The organism is Blastococcus atacamensis (assembly GCF_002938425.1).
Taxonomy (GTDB): domain Bacteria; phylum Actinomycetota; class Actinomycetes; order Mycobacteriales; family Geodermatophilaceae; genus Blastococcus; species Blastococcus atacamensis.
Genome location: NZ_POQU01000022.1, coordinates 1 through 18,146 on the forward strand (window position 1 = coordinate 1; position 18,146 = coordinate 18,146).

19 protein-coding genes and 1 pseudogene are annotated in these 18,146 nt (G+C 69.6%); 13 read left to right on the forward strand and 7 right to left on the reverse strand.

Annotation, left to right across the window (positions count from 1 at the left end):
* Positions 1–196: 196 nt before the first annotated feature.
* The 5 genes from C5508_RS19480 to C5508_RS07710 all read right to left on the reverse strand — a co-directional run bounded on the left by C5508_RS19480 (position 197) and on the right by C5508_RS07710 (position 5,665).
* Positions 197–361 (reverse strand): hypothetical protein, encoded by a 165-nt coding sequence (locus C5508_RS19480; RefSeq protein WP_157944022.1) that lies wholly within the window; start codon positions 359–361, stop codon positions 197–199.
* A 414-nt stretch (positions 362–775) separates the two neighbouring features.
* Positions 776–1,585: a 3-oxoacyl-ACP reductase gene (locus C5508_RS07695; protein WP_198597952.1), complete on the reverse strand. Its 810-nt coding sequence runs from the start codon at positions 1,583–1,585 to the stop codon at positions 776–778.
* Positions 1,582–3,087 carry an acyl-CoA reductase gene (locus C5508_RS07700; RefSeq protein ID WP_104524361.1) on the reverse strand — a complete coding sequence of 502 codons (1,506 nt, stop codon included), beginning with the start codon at positions 3,085–3,087 and terminating at the stop codon, positions 1,582–1,584. The genes C5508_RS07695 and C5508_RS07700 overlap by 4 nt, the downstream gene beginning before the upstream one ends.
* Complete coding sequence (locus C5508_RS07705; RefSeq protein WP_104524362.1) at positions 3,084–4,229, reverse strand: LuxE/PaaK family acyltransferase; 1,146 nt, start codon at positions 4,227–4,229, stop codon at positions 3,084–3,086. The genes C5508_RS07700 and C5508_RS07705 overlap by 4 nt, the downstream gene beginning before the upstream one ends.
* Positions 4,226–5,665: a sodium:solute symporter family transporter gene (locus C5508_RS07710; RefSeq protein ID WP_198597953.1), complete on the reverse strand. Its 1,440-nt coding sequence runs from the start codon at positions 5,663–5,665 to the stop codon at positions 4,226–4,228. The genes C5508_RS07705 and C5508_RS07710 overlap by 4 nt, the downstream gene beginning before the upstream one ends.
* Before the next feature lie 541 nt (positions 5,666–6,206).
* Here C5508_RS07710 and C5508_RS07715 point away from each other — a divergent pair.
* From C5508_RS07715 to C5508_RS19490, 10 genes and pseudogenes are all read left to right on the forward strand, one after another.
* The gene (locus C5508_RS07715) at positions 6,207–6,599 is read left to right on the forward strand and encodes a hypothetical protein (RefSeq protein ID WP_232796991.1); all 393 of its coding nucleotides are present in this window, start codon (positions 6,207–6,209) and stop codon (positions 6,597–6,599) included.
* A gap of 103 nt (positions 6,600–6,702) precedes the next feature.
* Complete coding sequence (locus C5508_RS07720) at positions 6,703–8,052, forward strand: dihydrolipoyl dehydrogenase family protein (RefSeq protein ID WP_104524364.1); 1,350 nt, start codon at positions 6,703–6,705, stop codon at positions 8,050–8,052.
* Between the two features lie 68 nt (positions 8,053–8,120).
* Positions 8,121–8,237 carry a Zn-dependent oxidoreductase gene (locus C5508_RS07725; protein WP_232796992.1) on the forward strand — a complete coding sequence of 39 codons (117 nt, stop codon included), beginning with the start codon at positions 8,121–8,123 and terminating at the stop codon, positions 8,235–8,237.
* 280 nt (positions 8,238–8,517) lie between these two features.
* Positions 8,518–9,390, forward strand: coding sequence for a TIR domain-containing protein (locus tag C5508_RS07730; RefSeq protein WP_198597954.1), 873 nt, complete (start codon positions 8,518–8,520; stop codon positions 9,388–9,390).
* Positions 9,391–9,611: 221 nt separating this feature from the next.
* On the forward strand, positions 9,612–9,845 hold the full coding sequence (locus tag C5508_RS19865) for a hypothetical protein (protein WP_198597955.1): 234 nt from the start codon (positions 9,612–9,614) through the stop codon (positions 9,843–9,845).
* 46 nt (positions 9,846–9,891) lie between these two features.
* Positions 9,892–10,548 carry a TIR domain-containing protein gene (locus tag C5508_RS07740; RefSeq protein ID WP_104524366.1) on the forward strand — a complete coding sequence of 219 codons (657 nt, stop codon included), beginning with the start codon at positions 9,892–9,894 and terminating at the stop codon, positions 10,546–10,548.
* Positions 10,533–10,745 (forward strand): FxLYD domain-containing protein, encoded by a 213-nt coding sequence (locus C5508_RS07745; RefSeq protein ID WP_104524367.1) that lies wholly within the window; start codon positions 10,533–10,535, stop codon positions 10,743–10,745. Before C5508_RS07740 ends, C5508_RS07745 begins: the two co-directional genes overlap by 16 nt.
* Before the next feature lie 108 nt (positions 10,746–10,853).
* A complete protein-coding gene (locus tag C5508_RS20270) occupies positions 10,854–11,108 on the forward strand; it encodes a hypothetical protein (protein WP_232796993.1) in 255 nt (84 codons plus the stop codon).
* Between the two features lie 13 nt (positions 11,109–11,121).
* Positions 11,122–11,349 (forward strand): annotated as a pseudogene (locus tag C5508_RS20700) (hypothetical protein); the annotation flags it as partial.
* Positions 11,350–11,544: 195 nt separating this feature from the next.
* Positions 11,545–12,201 carry a restriction endonuclease gene (locus tag C5508_RS19490; protein WP_157944023.1) on the forward strand — a complete coding sequence of 219 codons (657 nt, stop codon included), beginning with the start codon at positions 11,545–11,547 and terminating at the stop codon, positions 12,199–12,201.
* 851 nt (positions 12,202–13,052) lie between these two features.
* Here C5508_RS19490 and C5508_RS07760 read toward each other — a convergent pair.
* On the reverse strand, positions 13,053–14,222 hold the full coding sequence (locus tag C5508_RS07760) for an MFS transporter (RefSeq protein WP_104524369.1): 1,170 nt from the start codon (positions 14,220–14,222) through the stop codon (positions 13,053–13,055).
* Positions 14,223–14,617: 395 nt separating this feature from the next.
* On the opposite strand from C5508_RS07760, the gene C5508_RS07765 reads away from it, so the two are divergent.
* Entirely contained in the window at positions 14,618–14,767 is a 150-nt protein-coding gene (locus tag C5508_RS07765) for a Zn-dependent oxidoreductase (protein ID WP_104524370.1), read from the forward strand.
* Between the two features lie 92 nt (positions 14,768–14,859).
* Here C5508_RS07765 and C5508_RS07770 read toward each other — a convergent pair whose 3' ends face one another.
* On the reverse strand, positions 14,860–15,549 hold the full coding sequence (locus C5508_RS07770) for a GPR1/FUN34/YaaH family transporter (RefSeq protein ID WP_157944024.1): 690 nt from the start codon (positions 15,547–15,549) through the stop codon (positions 14,860–14,862).
* A gap of 660 nt (positions 15,550–16,209) precedes the next feature.
* Between C5508_RS07770 and C5508_RS07775 the strand changes: the two genes are divergently transcribed.
* A complete protein-coding gene (locus C5508_RS07775) occupies positions 16,210–16,356 on the forward strand; it encodes a Zn-dependent oxidoreductase (RefSeq protein WP_104524372.1) in 147 nt (48 codons plus the stop codon).
* A gap of 361 nt (positions 16,357–16,717) precedes the next feature.
* A complete protein-coding gene (locus C5508_RS07780) occupies positions 16,718–17,977 on the forward strand; it encodes a S1C family serine protease (RefSeq protein ID WP_269801774.1) in 1,260 nt (419 codons plus the stop codon).
* Positions 17,978–18,146 lie beyond the last annotated feature (169 nt).

Here is an 18,146-nt window from a genome sequence, read left to right on the forward strand (position 1 = left end):
AACCCACCCACCCCGGGGCCAGGCCAGCAGCGCTACGAGGTGAGCGCCGCAGGAGTCAACTTCACCGACACCCACCACCTGCTGTCTCGCAAGGCAGATCAGCGCCCTCGAGGTACCGGCTGCCACTGTTGAGCGGGTTCGCGTGGCGTGCAACCCTCTCGGGCACTCATGTGGGTCGGTTCCAGTTGAAGCGTTCTCAGGTGGAGCCTCCGGAGATCGCTGCGGCCTTGTGGCAGCTTCGGGGCGGGTCGCGATCGACAGGGAGGTAGTCCGGACCGACGTGCACACCGTCCAATCCGTCTGCAGCACGGAGGGTGTCGAGGTCGTCGAGCGCGGTCACGGCCTCCACCATCACGATCATCAGGGCTGGTCAGCCCGCGCCGTCGCGTCCGATCGATCACCCACCGGCCGGCGCCGATCGCTCCGGCGCACCGCAGCCGGGCGAGCCGCTGGGCAGCGCTGCAGCGGATCCCGTCCTCGCCGACCGGCACGCCCACCTCACCGGCCCCGCCGACAACCCGCTCCCCGACGCCCGAGCCCGCACCTCGCAACTGGGCATGAGCAGTCCCGACAGCCTTCCCAGTGCTCGGTCGGAGGCTGGAAACCTACCCCCGGTGGAACGCTGGGTGGAGCAGGGAGGCGGGCAGCAGAACCCCGTTCGACATCACCGCCACCGACCCCGACACCGCGATATGGAGCGCGGCGCACGCCGGCGCGGCAAACCACCACGCCTCCAACCCGCCAGGACAGGGCTCGCCTTCACTGTTCAGGCCCCTCAGCGCATGACGAGGCCACCGTCGACGAAGAGGCAGGCGCCTGTGACGAAGCGGGCCCACTCACTGGAGAAGAAGAGCACCGCGCCGGCGACGTCGTCCGGGGTGGCCAGGCGCCGCAGCGGTGTGGCCTCCTCCAGGGCGTCCCGTTGCTCGTCCGTCGCGGTCCGGCTCGAGTCCGTGGGGTGCACCAGTCCCGGCGCGACGCAGTTGACCGTGATCCCGAAGGGTCCGAGCTCGGCGGCCAGGTTCCGGGAGAAGCCGAGCAGGGCGGCCTTGGCCGTCGTGTAGTCGTGGTACGGCACGCTGGGGCGCTCGACGAGGTCGGTGACCAGGTTGATGATCCGGCCGCCTCCACGGGCCTGCATGCCGGGCAGCGCTGCCCGGCAGACGTTCACCGCCCCGCCGAGGCTGCCCTCCAGTTGGAGCTGGTAGTCCGCCCAGGTGGTTTCCCACGCCGTCCGGCGGGCCAGCGGGTCGAAGGTGTAGCTGCGTAGCGCGTTGTTGACCACGATGTCTGCAGGCCCGAAGAAGTCGTCGACCTCGGCGACCATCTGCTGAACGGCAGCGGGGTCGGTGACGTCGGCGCGAATTGCCCGGGCCCGCCCTCCGGAGGCTTCGATGGTCGCGGCCACGCCTTCGGCGGACGCTGCATCGCGGAGGTAGTTCACGGCGACGGCAGCGCCGTGGGCACCCAACGCTCGGGCGATGGCGGCGCCGATGCCGCGTCCGGCGCCGGTGACCACCGCCACCCGCCCGGCGAGGAGATCGCTGCGGCCCAGCCCGCTCGGAGACCCGTGGAGGGCGCTCAACGCCGACTCCTGTCCGGCCTGCTCGCAGGCTGGGTCCACTCGGGGTCGTACCGCTCGACCGCGGCCTCGGCCGCGCCTTCGACGTCGGTCCACCGCACCAGGGAGGCGAGGCTGCCCAGGCCGTCGTGATGCCAGCCCGCCGCCGGCTGCGGCATCTGCCCGACCGCACAGATGCGGTCCGCGCCACAGCGGCCGAGGAGGGACGCCCAGGCATCCAGTCGCTCCGGAGCGCAGGCGATTCCGGCGGTCTGCAGATAGCGGCGCAGGGGCTGCAGCTGCGCGACGACGTCCTCGATGCCGTCCACCGGGTGCACCCGCACCAGCCGGTTGAGGACGGAGGGCTCGAACCGCTCGGGTCGCTCCTCGAACAGGACGGTCCACGCGTTGCCGTGCGGGCTGGTGAGGACCTGCACCCCCGAGTCGGCATCGTAGGAGCGGAACTCGTACCGGGCGCGCACCCCGGCGATGGCAGCGCTCTCCTCCAGGCCGATGGCGGCCCGGGGCCGGGACCGCTCGTAGCGCTCCATCTCCGCGGCCAGGGCCGCGGCGAAGGCCCGGGGATCCACTCCTCCCCCTCGCTCGACGAACACCGCATGCGGGGACAGGCAGCCCTGCTGGTCGTACTGCGACACGTCGCGCGCCACCCGGCGAGCGGTGTCGGCGTACCGGTTCAGGGCCAGCGCCTCGTGCCCCACCACGGCGAAGCTGACCTTGTGGCCGTAGGGGACGAAGGGCATGCCCACGGGCACCCGCCGGGCCAGGCTCTCGGTCGCCCGCAGGCCCGCGGTCGCCATCACCGCGTCCGAGCGGGTGAAGGCGGTCTCCTCGACGTCCTCCTGCCCGCCGGGCCAGTGCAGGACGGCCAGGCATCGCGCCAGGCCAGGGTCCTCCTCGGCGATCGTGCCGGCGAACAGGACCGGGAACAGCGGCTCGGCGCCGGCGGACTTGCCCAGGGTCGCCGACTTCACCAGCAGGGCGCAGACCAGGTTCCAGGCCGGCAGCCCCGGGACGTTCCCGGCGAAGAACTGGGTCGTCAGGCGTGGGCCGTAGGCGCGGGAGCGGCCGCCGGCCCGGTTTGGGTGGAACCCGTCGAGCACCAGCGGGTTGTCGAAGTCCTGGGCGAGGAACCGGAGGAGCCGGTCGCGCCGGAAGGTCCGCAGGTGTTCCTTCAGGCCCCGGCGCACCATCTCGGGGGCGTAGCCGGTGATCTGCGGCAGCAGCTCCTCGGCCAGGACCCGTTGCGGGCAGCGGGGGTCGAACCACCGGGCCACCGCTCTGCCCAGGACCTCGAGCACCTCCATCACGGGGCGTTCGGCGAGCTCCTCGGCCTGGGCCTGCAGGAGGCGGTCGCACAGCTGCTCGACCAGCGGCGGCGTCACCACAGGGAAGCGCAGCGGCACCGTGCCCACCTGCCGCGTCGTCCACTCCAGGGCGGCCAGCTCCGCGGGGTCCAGCTGAGGGAGGAAGAACGCGTCCACCACGTCGGAGGAGGGCGGGGTCACCGTCGGCGTCCCCCGTTGGCCGCGAGCAGCTCGTCCAGGGCGATGGAGCACCCGCGGGCCTCGCTGCCCTGCGCGCGCCCCAGCAGCACGAACCCGTCCGCGGTGAGGTGGCCGACGTCCTCGGCCAGCACGGCGAGGCAGGAGCCCCGGTTCGCCAGGTCGACGTGGACGAGCAGGCCGCGCTCCCCGGCCGGCACCGGCCGGCCGGTGCCGGGGTCGACCACGCGGATCCGGGCCCACGGCGGCACGGCCTTGACCCGGGGACCGGGGTCCTCCCCGAGCCAGACCCGCCGCAGGCTGGTGTCGTAGTACTGGGTGCTGATCTCGGTCATCCCGTAGTAGTTGACGCACCACGGGTCGGGGATGCCCAGCCGGTCTCCGAAGGCGGCGCGCAGGGTCTCGGCCGAGACCTCCCGGGAGCGCCCCTTGAACCCGCCGGTGTCCAGCAACCGGCTCCCGGCGGGGAGTGCGAATGAGGCACCGGAGGCCTCCAGGGCATCCAGCAGGTGGACGTAGGCGAACGACGTGCCGAGCAGGCCGACCGCCACCCCGTCGCGTTCGGCTTCCGCCAGCGCCGCCGAGAGCCGGTCGACCTGGAGGCCGTCCTCGTCGAGGAAGAAGGCGCTGCCCGGCGCCCCGAAGGAGTCGACCAGGCGACCGAGGAAGTAGGCGAGCGAGGAATGCGGCTGCTGCGCGGGCGGGGGGTTGAGCACCAGCAGGCGGATTCGCTCCCGGTCGGGCAGAAACCAGTGCCGGAAGCTCGCCTGCAGCGAGGCGTCATAAAGCCGCAGGTGCGGGTGGTGGTTGCGCCCGCGCCGGCTCGGGTCGGTGCTGCCGCTGGTCATGAACACGGCGGCGGCGGACTCCGGGGGGTCGCACGACAGGGTGAGCTCCTTGAAGGCGCTCAGCGGCACCGGCGGGATCTCCTCCCACCCCGGTATCCGCCCCGGCTGGGCTCCTCGGGCACGGCAGAAGCGCCGGTAGGGAATGTTGCGCTCGTACTGGTCGGCGAACAGCTCCCGCGCCAGGCGGTCGAACTCCGCCTCCGCGGCCTCGCCGGGGCCGCCGTCGTCCCACCGCTGCGCCGCCTGCTCCATCCAGGCCAGCAGCCGGGCGTCCAGGTCGGGGAGGTCGGGGTTCATCGCGTCTCCGTCCGCGCCACGGACGAGGTCAGCGGCGCGACCTCGTCGGACAGGGCCTGCAGGTCGGTGTCGCGCCGGCCGAGGAGCGAGACAGCGACGGTCACCGCGGTGGAGGAGGCCAACGCCGCCGCGAACGGCGGGAGCGACAGGCCGTCGGCGAAGGTGGCCAGGTCGAGGGCTGCGCCCAGCGAACCACCGGCGGCGAGTCCGTAGGACAGCGCGCCGGCCAGGCCTGCCACGGCTCCGGCGATCGCGGCGCCAGGAGTCGCGCGGCGCCACAACCCCAGGAAGGCGGGTGCGATGGTCGCGGCGCACAGCAGGTCGGCGATCAGGAACAGCCGCAGCACCGAGAAGCCCTGGAACGCGACGACCGTGGGGAGCGCGGTGAGCAGCACCACCAGCACCCGCGCGCCCCGCAGCCCCATCCGCGGCGCCTCGGTGACGACCGCCGCGGCCAGCCCGCCCTGCAGGGTGTCCACGGTGGAGGTGACCAGCGCGATGGTGAACAGCAGGACGACGACGAGCACCCATTGCGAGCTGCCGGTCAGGAGCGCGAAGAACGGCGCCGGCGGGGAGCCCAGGTCGACCGCCGCAGCGGCGGCCAGGAGCCCGACCAGACCCGCCGGCAGCACCACGAGGAACCGCGTCGCGGCGCCGATCACCGCGCCGCGCGCCAGGGCCCGCTGGTCCCGCGCGGACCACACGCGCTGCCAGTATCCGTTGTGGAACAGGCTCGTGGCCACGACAGCGACCACCAGCGTCGCGGCGCCCTCCAGGCCGGCTGCGTCCACGCGGAACAGCTGCTCACCGCCCTGCAGGCCGCCGTCCGCCAGTGCCCGGACGACGACGACCCCCACCACACCCAGCAGCAACAGGAGCAGCCAGCCCTGCCACACGTCGGTGCGGATGGATGCACGCAGCCCGCCGTACGCGGTGTAGAGGGTGGTCACCGCGGCGACGGCGGCGACGCCGATCCGGGGATCGAGGTCGGACAGCCGGCCCAGCACGGCCTGGGTGGCCGTCAACTCGGCGGCCAGGGCCACCAGCATGTAGACCAGCGAGATCCCCAGCACGTACAGGTGCATCACCCGTCCGAAACGGACGCGCACGAATTCGACGAGGTTGTGCCCGGCCGGCACCAGCTGCCGCAACCGCCGGCCGACCAGGGCCAGTGCCGCCAGCGGGAGGGTGATCGCCACCGCGTACCCGACCACCCCGGCCAGCCCGATCTGGGCCCCCACCTCCGGAGGCGCGAAGAGCACCCACGCCCCCACGCCGGAGGCGAAGAACGACAGGCCGAGCGCGCCGCCGCTCTGGGTGCCACGGGCCACCGCGAACTCCTCGAGGTCGCGGTCGCGACCGACCGCCAAACCGACCACGGCGAACAGCAGCAAGACGGCAGCCACGGCCACCACGGTCAGGGGGATGCCCACCATGTCGAGTCCCTTCGCCGGCATTACCCGGGCAGGTTCCTGCGGTCGGCGGCGCGTCCTGCCGCCCTCTCAGCCCGGTGTGCCCGAGCTCCCGCTCTTTCCCGCGGACTGTAGCGCCAGGCACCGACGCAGCCCTGGGCACTCCCATCCGAGGAGGACGTGCGCACCGAGCTGCTCGAACCGAGTTCCACCACGACTCGTTGCCCTACGAGGGCATCGCCCACCACGGGTCCCTCCGACTGGGCGAGCGGTACGAGAAGAGTTTGCTGTGGACCTACTCGGGCCCTCCTACGACGCCGAAGCCGTCCGAGGGCTGCTCTGCCTCGTCGAGGGCAGGGTCGATCTCGAGGTCGATCACGAAACGGGTCGGCGGGGGATCCGCTGTGAATCAGAACGCGGAGGTCCGGTCCGTCCCTCGCGGCATGGACATGGTCCGGCCGGGTAGCTGAGTCCGATGAAACCCGTAGAGCCTTCAACCGCACGTTCCTCACTCCTGGCGAACGTCGGACGGGGGGTGCTGGCCGGTGTGGCCGGCAGCGTCGTGATGACCGCGTTCCAGAAGTTCGTCGAGATGCCCATCTCGGAGCGTGAGGACAGCTACGGCCCTGCTGACCTGGCCCAGAAGCTCCTGCCCGTCCGGCCGGCCACCGATGCGGGCAGGAAGCGGCTGAACTACGTGACCCACACCGCTCTGGGCGCCATGTGGGGTGCCGCCTACGGTGTGGCCGCTCACCGGGGCCTGCGCGGCCTGCGCGGCACCGCGGCAACCTTCGGCGCCATCTACTCCCAGGACCTGGTCATGATCACCGCGCTCGGGCTCGGCAAGCCGTGGACGTGGTCGCGCAAGGAGGCCACCATCGACGTCCTCGACAAGGTCGTGCACATCGCCGCGACGTCGGCCATCTACGACCGCTTGCTCTCCCCCGCCGTCAGGTGATGGCGCGCGCCGAGGCCGATGGGCCGGACGACGGGAGGCCCGCCACCTGCGCGGAGGACAGCTCGAGTGACCTGATCGGCCACGGACCGAACGAGGGAGCGGCATGAGCGAGCACGTCGACGTCGCAGTGATAGGCATGGGACCGGGTGGCGAGGTCGCCGCCAGCAGGCTGCTGGCCGCCGGCCGGCGCATGGCGGTGATCGAGCGGGAACTGATCGGCGGCGAATGCGCCTACTGGGCGTGCATCCCGTCCAAGACCGTGTTGCGCCCTCCGGAGGCCGCCGGAGGGGTCGACCGGGTCGAGGGAGCAGCCGGAGCCCGTCTGGACTGGTCACAGGCCCGGGACTACCGCGACTACATGGCCCGCCACCTCGACGACTCCGGCCAGGTCCGCGGCTACACCGACCAAGGGGCTCTTGTCCTCAGGGGCGGGGCCCGGCTGCTCGCACCGGGTCGTCTCGACGTCGGCGGCCGTGAGCTCACGTGCGACCACGTCGTCGTCGCCACGGGGTCGGATGCCGTCATCCCGCCCATCGACGGCCTCGAGAACGTCACGACCTGGACGAACCGGGAGACCTACACCGCCCAGGACCTGCCCGAGCGGGCCGTCATCGTCGGAGGCAGCGCCGTAGGAGTGGAGACCGCCCAGTTCCTCACCCGCTTCGGCGTGCACGTCATCCTGGTGCAGCGGGGCAAGAGGCTCCTCGGCCGGGAGGAGCCCCGTGTCGGGGAGCTGGCGGAGAAGCACCTGCGGGACATCGGCGTCGACGTCCGCCTCGGCACGGACCCGACCCGGGCGCGTCGCGACGGCACCGCGAGCGTGCTCGACCTGGCCGACGGCAGCGAGGTACGGGGCGACGTCGTCATCCTCGCCACCGGCCGCACGCCCCGGACCGACGGACTGGGGCTCGACCGCGTCGGGGTGCAACTCGGCGAGCGCGGCGAGGTCCTCGTCGACGACCACTGCCGAGCCGCGGACGGCGTCTGGGCACTCGGTGACGTCACGGCCGTGATGCCGTTCACCCACGTCGCCAAGTACCAGGGCCGGATCGCGGCGGACGCCATTCTCGGTCGGCCGCACCCCGCGAACTACGACGGCATCCCGCGGGTGGTCTTCTCGGACCCCGAGATCGCCGCGGCCGGGCTGACCCAAGCTCAGGCCGACGAGCGGGGCCTGACCACGTCGGCCGCCGTGATCGACCTGGCGCAGTCCCTGGCCCGCCCGTGGACCTACGAGCGCGACCCGCGTGGGCATCTGGGGCTCCTCGCCGACACGGAGCACCGCGTCCTCATCGGGGCCTGGGCGATCGGTCCTCAGGCCGGCGAGTGGATCCACCAGGCCTCACTGGCGATCCGCGCCCGCATCCCGGTCGAGACGCTCCTCGATCAGGTCGCCCAGTTCCCTACCTACAGCGAGGGATACCTGACCGCGCTCGACGCCCTGGACCTGTGATCGACGAGGTCACCTCCTGCCGTCGACTCGGATGACCTGCCGTTTCAGCCGAGCCCTAGCTCACCGGCATGCGACCCGTGGAGATCACCCGCTTCGGCGGGCCCGAGGTCCTCGACGTCGTCGACATCCCCGAGCCGGAGGCCGGGCCCGGCCAGAAGGTTTACGACGTCTCGACGGCGGGGTGAACTACGCCGACACCCACCACCAGCTGTCGTCGAACTGACATGAGCAAGGGCGGCCACGCTCATCCGTCGTTCCCCAGCGACGGCGCATGCTGCCCACGTGAAGCACCCGCCCAGAATCTGAAGCACAACCAGGCCGGCCAGGTCGAAAGCCGTTCCACCGCTCGCCGCTGTCGAGGCGAGTCGAACACCGACGTTCAGTCCTCCAAGCACTGTCTTACCGGCGCGCTACATTTCTTCCCATGACTGACTCGAGTCGTCGGCGCAGCCGATGAGCGGGCCCATGCCCAGCACGCGGGACGTCTTCGTCATCCACGGCCGGAATGAGCCAGCCCGCGCTGCACTGTTCACCTTCTTGCGCTCGATCGGTCTGAAGCCAATCGAGTGGTCCCAAGCGATCGGTATGACGGGAACGGCATCGCCGTACATAGGCGAGGTCCTTGACGCAGCGTTCAACGCTGCTCAGGCAATCGTCGTGCTGGAGACCCCCGACGACATTGCCTACCTCCACCCCAGCCTGACTTATCCCGGTGACCCGGAGTGCGACGCGCAGCCGCAGCCTCGACCCAACGTGCTGTTCGAAGCGGGCATGGCGATGGGCCGGGACCCTCGCCGGACAGTGATCGTTGAGCTGGGACGAGTCCGAGTCTTCAGTGACATTCACGGCCGTCACGTAATCCGCCTCGACAACTCTGTGAGCAAGCGTCAAGACCTGGCGGCCCGCCTAGAGGCAGCTGGCTGCGCCGTCGACCTCAGCGGCCGTGACTGGCATGACGCTGGAGACCTCACACCGCCAGCGCCGCCTGGCGGTGGACTTCCCCTCGGGCGGAAGCTGCCGTCGACCCAAACATCAGGCCTCCCTCGTCTGGACGCCCGCTACCACGATGGCCCGAAGAGCAGCGGATATGTCGAGATCATCAATAATGGACCGGGCGACGTCTACGAACTCGACTTCAGCACGGATCGAGATGAGGGTCTGCGCATCGATCGAAATGGCGACTTCCCGATCCCCAAGCTGCCAGCCGGCAAGAGCATCCGGGTCATGCGAACACTGACCCTAGGTTCTGGCGCTGGCTCCTACTTCAACGTGCGCGTGACTGGAAAGACCATCGACGGGGCCCCGATTGACGAGGAGCTGTTTGTGAGTACGACGTGAGCATGTCTGTGTCTCTACCCCTAGACAACGACGGCTTCCTTCGGCGTGAGTGCCCACACTGCGAGAGAGAATTCAAGTGGCACCACGGACCTGCCAACGAAGAAGCCGAGCACGCTGAAGTCCCGGTCACCTACTACTGCCCGCTGTGTGGCGAGCCTGCGCCGCCGGACCACTGGTGGACCACAGCGCAATTGGACTATATGGAAGAGGCGGCCACGCCCATGATCATCCGTCAGCTCAGTGACGAGATCGGGAACGCGCTGCGCGGCAATAAGCACCTGACCTTCAAGCCGGGTGACGGACGGGACGTCCCCGATCCACCAAGCGCGTTGACCGAGCGCGACGACATGCGGATCGTGGCCTCGCCCTGCCACGACTACGAGCCGGTCAAGGTGCCCGATGACGTCGACGGCCCACTGCACTGCCTGGTCTGCGGCAACGCCTACGCCGTTTAACGTACGACGTCCGACAGGCGGGAGTCGTCACGACGCAGGGGGATAGATGGCACAACGCGTCTTCATCAGTCACGCAGCAGGCGACAAGGCCCTCGCGGGTTTGATACAACGGCTGTTGCTTATGAGTGGCGTTCCACGGGACCGCGTCTTCTACTCCTCGGACCGCGCCACCGGAGTGCCCGCGGGGCGTGGATCCCGCGAGGTCCTCAAGGAGATGCTCCGCGATGACCCCTTCGTCATTGAGGTCATCAGCAACACCTTCATGACGCGGCCGATGTGTCTCATGGAGCTCGGTGCTGCCTGGGTCATGGAAGTGCCCACCTTTCCCGTAGTCGTGCCACCACTGTCCCGGACTGAGCTCATCGCTCAGATCGGCGATGTCCACCTCCCCCGCTTGGGCACGGAGGAGGAACTCGACGAACTCTTCGACGAGTTGCACGGTCGACTCTTTGAGCACCTCGGAGTCACTGTGCAGGCCGCGGTTTGGAACCCCGCCGTACGAGACTTCAAGCGCGACCTCCCTCAAGCACTGGCCGCAGTCGACGCCGCAAGCGGCCAGGCAGCCTCGCCAATGCAGTCCGCCGCACGCCCACAGACTCGGTCGTCGGCCAGGACGACCAGCAGCGACTGTCTCCGGATTTGGTGGCGCACAACATCACGAGACTCGACGCTGCCTACAGCACTGATGTGCTCGGCGAGCTGACCAACGAGTCCAATCGGGACTTCCAGTTAGTGATGTTGTCCGCGACGCTCTACGGCGCGACCGGCGGCATCGTTGGGACCGCGAGCGGCTCGATCAATGGCCTCCTTGGCGGCCAGACCAAGACCTTCCGCCTGTCCACGACTGGGCGAGTTGAGGGAATCGCCACGATGCGTCTCCAGACGGACGGTCAGATATAGCACCGGAGGAGCGCCGCCGCCTACTCGGACTAGGCAGCCGGACATCACTCCTCTCATGCAGTGAGCGGGCAAAGCACCTACTCAGCGTCCACCGCCTACCCTTCCTGCATGCGTGCCGTGCAGATCACTCGCTTCGGCGGTCCCGAGGTCCTCAAGGTCGTCGACCTCCCCGAGCCTGAGGCGGGTGATGGCCAGAAGCTGTACGCCGTGACGACCGCGGGCATCAACTATGCGGACAGACATCACCCTCAGCAGGAGTGGCAGACGACTCCACGCACACCGGGATCCTCGGGACTCGACCACACGGGGATCGCCGGGAACTCGACGACTACCGTCCGCTTACTGACCTCCGAATCCGGCTAGGAGCTGTTGCTGCATGCCATCTCGACCAGCTTGCGTGGCCATCCTGGATCTGGCTCTCCAGGCAGGCGAGGCAAATGAAAGCTCTCCAGTGCGCCCGCCAATCGGCGAGGGAAGACCACTGACAGTGGGTCTCGGCCTCGGCCAACACGGAGTTCGCGTTCGACAGTTCTTGCAAGAATTCAATCACGACACCCGATCCTTAGTCGGCCACATCGTCCCCGTGAAGTTGTACGTCTTTGCTGACCGCACCTACAAGTACACTCTTACGTGGCCACGGTCAGACTTCGACATCGACACACAAGGCGGCGTTGCCCCTCCCCCCTCCCCCGACAGAGTCGAGACTTCACCACAGCCGCGGCACTCGCCTTCCCTGCTGGCATGGGACAGTGAGCCCCGAACGGAACTCCAACCGACGCCTGTTGTGACGTCCTGGCAGATGGCTGAAGCCTTAGCAGCCTGGCACATGCGTACGATCGGATTCCGGGATGCCGAGGTGACACAAGCTGGCGTAGACGGCGGACTGGACGTCGTTGCGGCAGAAGGCGCCGCACAAGTCAAACACTATTCAACATCACCCGTTGGGTCGCCTGCTGTCCAGCAACTCCGAGGCGCAGCCATCGGCCATCAGTGGGCACTTTTCTATGCCCTTTCCGGTTTCACGACGTCGGCCGTAGCCTTCGCAGATTCTGCCAGCGTCGCGCTACTTCGATACACCGAATCCGGGGACGTCACACCAGTCAATGCGGTCGCTAGTCACCTCACCGAACGGCGAGCCGCGAACACCCCCTCGACGCCGAATCACTTTCAGCTAGATCAGGAAGCAGCGAAAATATCCCAGCAGTATGTCGAAGAACTGGCCGGGCAGTTTCTGACAAGTGCCGAGAAGGCAATCGAGGCGGTGCGCCCATGGGGCGGAACGCATCCGCTGGCATCGGCAGTTATGGCGGAGACGGATAACGTGCAGGCCCTGCTCTCCCAAGTCAACGGCAACCGGGTCTCCGTGGACGACATCATCCGCGTGGGCGAGCAGATTCTAGTGGCAAGGAACCGGCTTCTTGGAATCTCCGCCCGCCTCGGGGCTTCTGGCGACTAAGCAAGCCCGGGACCGCGGTCTCGGCAAGAAGGCACCGAGCCTGCCGAGCCGACTCCGAGCACCTCTGCGCATAGATGTCCTGGTCAGACGTACAGCCGGGACAGCGACCCAGGCGACTAACCGGTCAGGCGCTCAAGCACGTGCGCCGGCTCTGCGTTCTAGCCAGAACAGGCGACGTCTGAGTGCCGCTCACCTTCCCGACCCGGTCAACCCTCGGCGTCCCTTGCATGGGCGCTGTGCAGGCACCCGCTCCGGCGGGCCAGAGCCCTGATGTTGTCGACATCCGAGCCGAAGGCGGGTCAGGTGCAGAAGCTTTACAACGTCTCGGCCGCCGGTATCAACTTCGCCGACACCCACCACCGGGAGGAGGGCAGCATCAGGACGTGGTGAACAGGCGCCCGGCAGTCGACAGCGGGACGCCCCAGCGAGCGCGACGCGTACGAGGCCTCGGACGCAGACGAGGTGAAGCTCGAATCGACTGCCGGGCCAGTCCGTACACAGCCCAGTCGCGAAGAAGACGGAACGGAGAGGCACCGGATCACCGCTCACTCCCTCGGACCGCCACCCCAGCGGCGGCCGGTTCCGCCCGGTGCAGCGGCGCGTGGGCCGGAAGCCGAAGCGTCGATGAGGCCGCCGACGAGTCATCCGCCGGCCGCATGCAGCCTTCGTGTTCGGCGGCGCGGCTGCACGCAGACCGAGCGCCAGCGCTGCGCCGGCGGTCCCGATTGCATCGCTTGTGCGGCGGGTGGGCAAACCCCGAGTCGCCTTCCGGAGCGGGGCTTTCCACCGAGCGATGACCGGCTCATCACGATGCGGAGTGTGCGCGTCGATGACCGGCGGGTTTGTCGTGTTCACGGGCTGGTTTCGGCGACGGCCGCCCCTCCCGACCGCCCCTGCAGCATCAGCGCCAGCGCGCTGAGCAGCGACACCGCGGCGGTGAGGACGAGCAGCGCGCCCAGTCCCAGGCCAGGGATCACCGCACCGGCGAGAACTGGCGCTGCTACCGAGCTGACGGCCCCCACGACCAGGCAGCCGGTGAACGCCGCGCCTGCGCGGTCGGGCACCAGCTCCGCGGTCCAGACCGCGAGCACCGCAGACCCGGCCATGTACCCCACGCCGAAGATGCACGCCGAGGCCGCCGTTGCGGCCATGGAGTCGCTGCCCAGCCCGAGGAGCGCCAACGCTGCAGCCACCGTCGCCAGGGACAGCGCCGCGACCCTTGTACTACCCAGTCGCTGCGCGACGGCCCCGGTCGCCACGCCCACCACGCCGGTGACGCCGATGGCCGCGTAGAGCACCGGAACGGCTGCCACCGGAAGGGCACCGCGGTCGACGACGTCCCCGGCATAGGTGAAGTAGATGACGACGACCGCGAAGTAGACGACGGAGTAGGCGGCCGGCACCCGCAACGCTCTCCCCAGCGACGAGGCACCGCGTCGTCCGTCCGGGTGTGTGTCCGGCTTGGTTCGCGGCACCAGGCGGAGGTTGACGATGGCGGCGGTCACGGCGGCAAGGGCGATGCCGCCCCAGACCAGGCGCCAAGATCCCAGTGCGGCGAGGACCGCCAGGCCACCCAGCGCAACCAGTCCGCCGCTGGTGCCGGTGGTGATGATCGCCAGCGCCCTGGGCTGCTCCCGCTGGGACACCGTCCGGGACACGATGTCGGAGTAGGGCGCCCAGACCCAGCCACCCGCGCTGCCGGCCAGGACGACACCGACGGCGAGCAGCCAGGGGGACTGCGCGACCGTCACGACCACCGCCCCCAGAGCGCCGCAGGCCCCGCCCACGGTCGTCGGGGCACGTGAACCGCGACGAGCGGCGAGCGGGCCCGCGAGCAGCAGGCCGGCCAGGTAGCCGACGAACGTGGCGCTGGCGACGAAGCCGAGCACCAGTTCGGAGAGCCCGAGGTCCCGACGGATGCCGGGCAGCGTCAGACCGTAGGCGTACCGGGCCATGCCGAAGGCGACCCCGACCACCGCCGCTCCGGCCAGGCCGACCCGGCCGCCCGCGGAGAGCGTCATGCTGCTCCTCTTCCTGCGGCGCGCACCGGAGCCACTGCCCGCCTCCGCGAGATCGGCGTCACGATGCGGTCGGCCTGGCTGCTGATCGTGTACTGCGGCGGAAAGATCCGAGGAACTCCCGCCGTCCACGCGAGGACCAGAGCCTACTTACATGGCTCATCAGAGTTCAGGCGGTGGCGTCGGCCCGCGCATCGGCAGCCCGGTAGAGGTCGAGGGCGCCGAGGATGAGTTCCTACGACGCCCCGTCCGAAGACCCGGACGTGCTGACGCGACCTCCGCGCGCCCGGACCTGAGCACGAGCGGCCGGTACCAACGAGACGGACATCGCTCCAGGCGCCTGCAACTCGGCCTACCGCCAGGCACGTTCCACACCGAGCAGGCCATAGCCTCCCCCGATGCGAGCTGTGCAGATCACCCGCTTCGGCGGCCCGGAAGTCATGGACGTCGTCGACCTGCCCGACCGCATCCCAGGGCCCGGCCAGCAGCTCCATGAGGTGAGCTCCTCAGGAGTCAACTTTGCCGACACCCACCACCGGCTGTCCTGAGGCCTACCTCAGGACAGCTCGGGGTCGGACGCGGAAGCCCCGGCGCTGCAACGACCCGACACGGAGTTCAGTTGTCGACGTGGCTGACCGTTTCAGAGATTGCGGCGAATGCCCGCCTCCTGCTGCAGATCCCCGAGCTGGTCACCGAGCGAGCCCTCCAGAGCGGTCCGCGACTGCCCCCGCCGCGCCAGTGGCAGGACGGTCCCGTGGGTGGTGTCCTCGAGTAGCAGGGCGAGGCCGCCGTAGAGGGCGAGGGCGGTGATCGCCAGCGAGATGATCCCGCTGGTGGTCTGCAGCGCGCCGATGCCGAGCAGCTCGTAGAGCGCGGAGAGCGCCGTCCGTACCGCGGCGGACAGCAGGATGACGGCCAGCAGGAGCTGGCCTTTGAGGGCGACGACGCCGAGCAGCACCACCGCGACCGCGAAGGTGAAGAAGTAGATGGCCTGCACCGGCGACCGCGCCCCCGGCTGCGCAAGCAGGTACTGGACGCCGATCGTGGCCCATGACCCCGCGAACAGTCCGAGCCCCGTGCCGGCCAGGCCGTCACGGGACACGAAGGCCAACAGCGAGGCGACGAACTCCAACGGGGCGACGAAAGTAAGCAGCAGGACTGCCGCCTGGTGGGTCATCGGCAGAGGGATGAGGTGCAGCTGGATGCCGCCGAGCACCGCCATCCCCGTGCCGAAGACCAAGAACCCCAACGGCAGAGCGCTGCCCAGCGGCCGCAGGACGATGCGCACGGCGTCGCCCGTACCTGCGCCGTCCTCCTTCGTGGCGTGCATCAAGCGACATCCCTCGGTGCGGTCATCCCCGACGAGTAGCCGGTTGGACCCCTGCCGAACCGCGTCGTCCAACCCCGCGGACACGCGGCGCCCGACGCAGCACAGGCCCTTGGCCCGGCGGCGGGGCACCGCCTCGTCGGCTGGACGGAGCGTTCCCTGCCGGGCTCAGTGGGGGCTCGGAGCTGACCCGGCCACGGTAGTCGCCGGGGGGTGTCGGTAGAGATCGTCTTCGTGCTCGGTCAAGGGCTTCGGCCGACGCTCCGGACGGCGAGACGAGTGGTCACCGTGCCTGACCGCGCCCCCACGACCCCGCCAGGTCCTCCCGCTGCGGGAGGGAACGGCCGCGCAGACGCCCGCTGAGAACGTGGAGGTGTTCAGCGCCGAGTGGACCGACCACCCCCGCCAGAGCGGCACAGCCGGCTGACCCGCGCGGTCATCGTCGGGGCCGCGCTCGGCGCAGCCGCGAACGAACTCACCTCGCCCGTCGCTGGCACGTGCTCCGCACTTTCACGTGGGCTCACCGATCATCAACACGCGCCCCCAGCCGGGCCCTACGGTGGCCTGGGTGGCGCTGAGACTGCCTCCGGTTCGATTGAGTCCACCGAGCTCACTGCCAACGACTGATGCCCCGAGTGCAAAGTGACGCCATAGCCTCGGCGCATGCGCGCTGTCCAGATCACCGAATTCGGCGGACCCGAGGTCCTGAACATCGTCGACCTGCCCGACCCCACCCCCGGGGACGGCGAGCAGCTGTTCGAGGTCTCCACCGCCGGCATCAACTACGCCGACACCCACCACCCCGCGTAGTAGGAGGTAGATCAGGTGCGGCTCGTACTGCTCCCGGTCGCCGCGCCGGCACGGCCCGTCGAATCGCCGCTCAGACACCGAAGCGGCAGCACCCCATTCCCGTTCGTGCGCCCCTCCAGAGGTCGACCTTCGGCCCCGGAGGAAAGCCGACTCAAGAAGGAGTCGGCTGACTGTTGACCCGCGCCAGCCGCGGCATCGAGCGTCGCCTACAGCGCTTGCGGCAGCGCCGCGCGTGATGACACGCCTAGCCGACCGCTGACTGTCGCAGCCGGGCTGGCGGGCAACCCCCTTTCGCGCGGCGTGGTCGCATCCTGTGCGCCCAGCCGGTCCCGATGGGAGGCACATGCGACGGGCATTCTTGATGGTCTCGCTGGTATGCGCGGCGACCTCTTGTGGCTCACTGGATGACACGCCCCGCGCCGAGGATCCGGCTCCACCCGGCGCTTCACTTCCCTCCGTAACGCCGGTACCGGCCCCCTCCTCGCCCACGGAGACGTGGACGTCGAGCAGTTCCGCGCCCCCGCCGTCACTGCAGTCCGCGTTCGAGACGGTCAAGTCGGGCGTCACGCGCTTGGAGGTGGCGACCTGCGAGGGGCACTCGACAGGGTCGGGGTTCCAGATATCCCCCACGCTGGTCGCCACAGTGGCGCACGTGGTCCACGACGGCCAGGTCATTCGAGTCATCCAAGGGACCATGTCCTCCGCGGGCACCGTCGTGGGGATCGACCAGGGCACTGACGTGGCGCTGGTACGGACCGCCTCCCCACTCAACGGGTACACGCTTTCCTTCTCCGACACCGATCCCCGCGTCGGGGACGAGGTTGCCGCGCTGGGCTTCCCGAGACGAGACCCGCTGGCCTTCACCCCCGGGACGATCAACGGCCTCGGCCGGAAGGCGACCATTGACGACTTTCTTCGCTACGACTTGCTGGAACTGGACGCTGCTACGCACCCCGGCAGCAGCGGTGGACCCGTCATTCGTCCTGACGGTTCGGTCGTGGGTCTGGTCGACGCTCACAAGGTGGACCCAGAGACCGGCGAATCCGAGCAGGGGCGCCGTCTAGCCGTCTCCAGCGCGACGGCGCAACCGCTGATCGCGCAGTGGAGCGCCGATCCACAGGCGGTCCCGCTCCCCGACTGCAGCGCGGCGATCGACCCTGATGGCGTAACCGACCCGGAGGAAGCATCTCCACGGCGGGACATCGTGCAGGCGGCGAGAACGCTCGACCTCTACTTCGAAGGAATCAACAGCGGCGATTACGCCACCGCACTGGCTCAGCTGACGGCGCCAGGCTCTCTGGAGGATTTCCAGGCAGCTGTCGCAAGCGCCGTCGACACGGACATCGCCTACCGGACCTACCGAGTCGACGGGGAGGAACTCGTCCTGTGGGTCACATTCACCAGCCATCAGAACGCTGGCAGGGGTCCGTCCGGCCGTCCCCAGGAAACGTGCACCCATTGGTCTCTGGATTACGTGCTGGCGCAGAGAAACGGGCTTTGGCTCATCGACGCCACCCGCCCTCACGACGGGACAGGTCACCAGCCGTGCGACACAACGGCAAGTAGCACCCCGAGCACCGCGGCGACCCTTCCCTCCGGATCAACGGCGCCGCCGAGTTGATGACCGCGGTACGTGCATAGCCGCCCGCCCAAAGCAACTGGAGCCGTTCCGCACGGCTGGGCCGCCACCCGGCCGAGCCGACGCCCGGAACCCACACCTGCTCTCACCGCCGAGTGTGTGGAGGCGACGTGCGAGACGCCGCCGGTCGGCCAGTCGACAGGCACTCGCG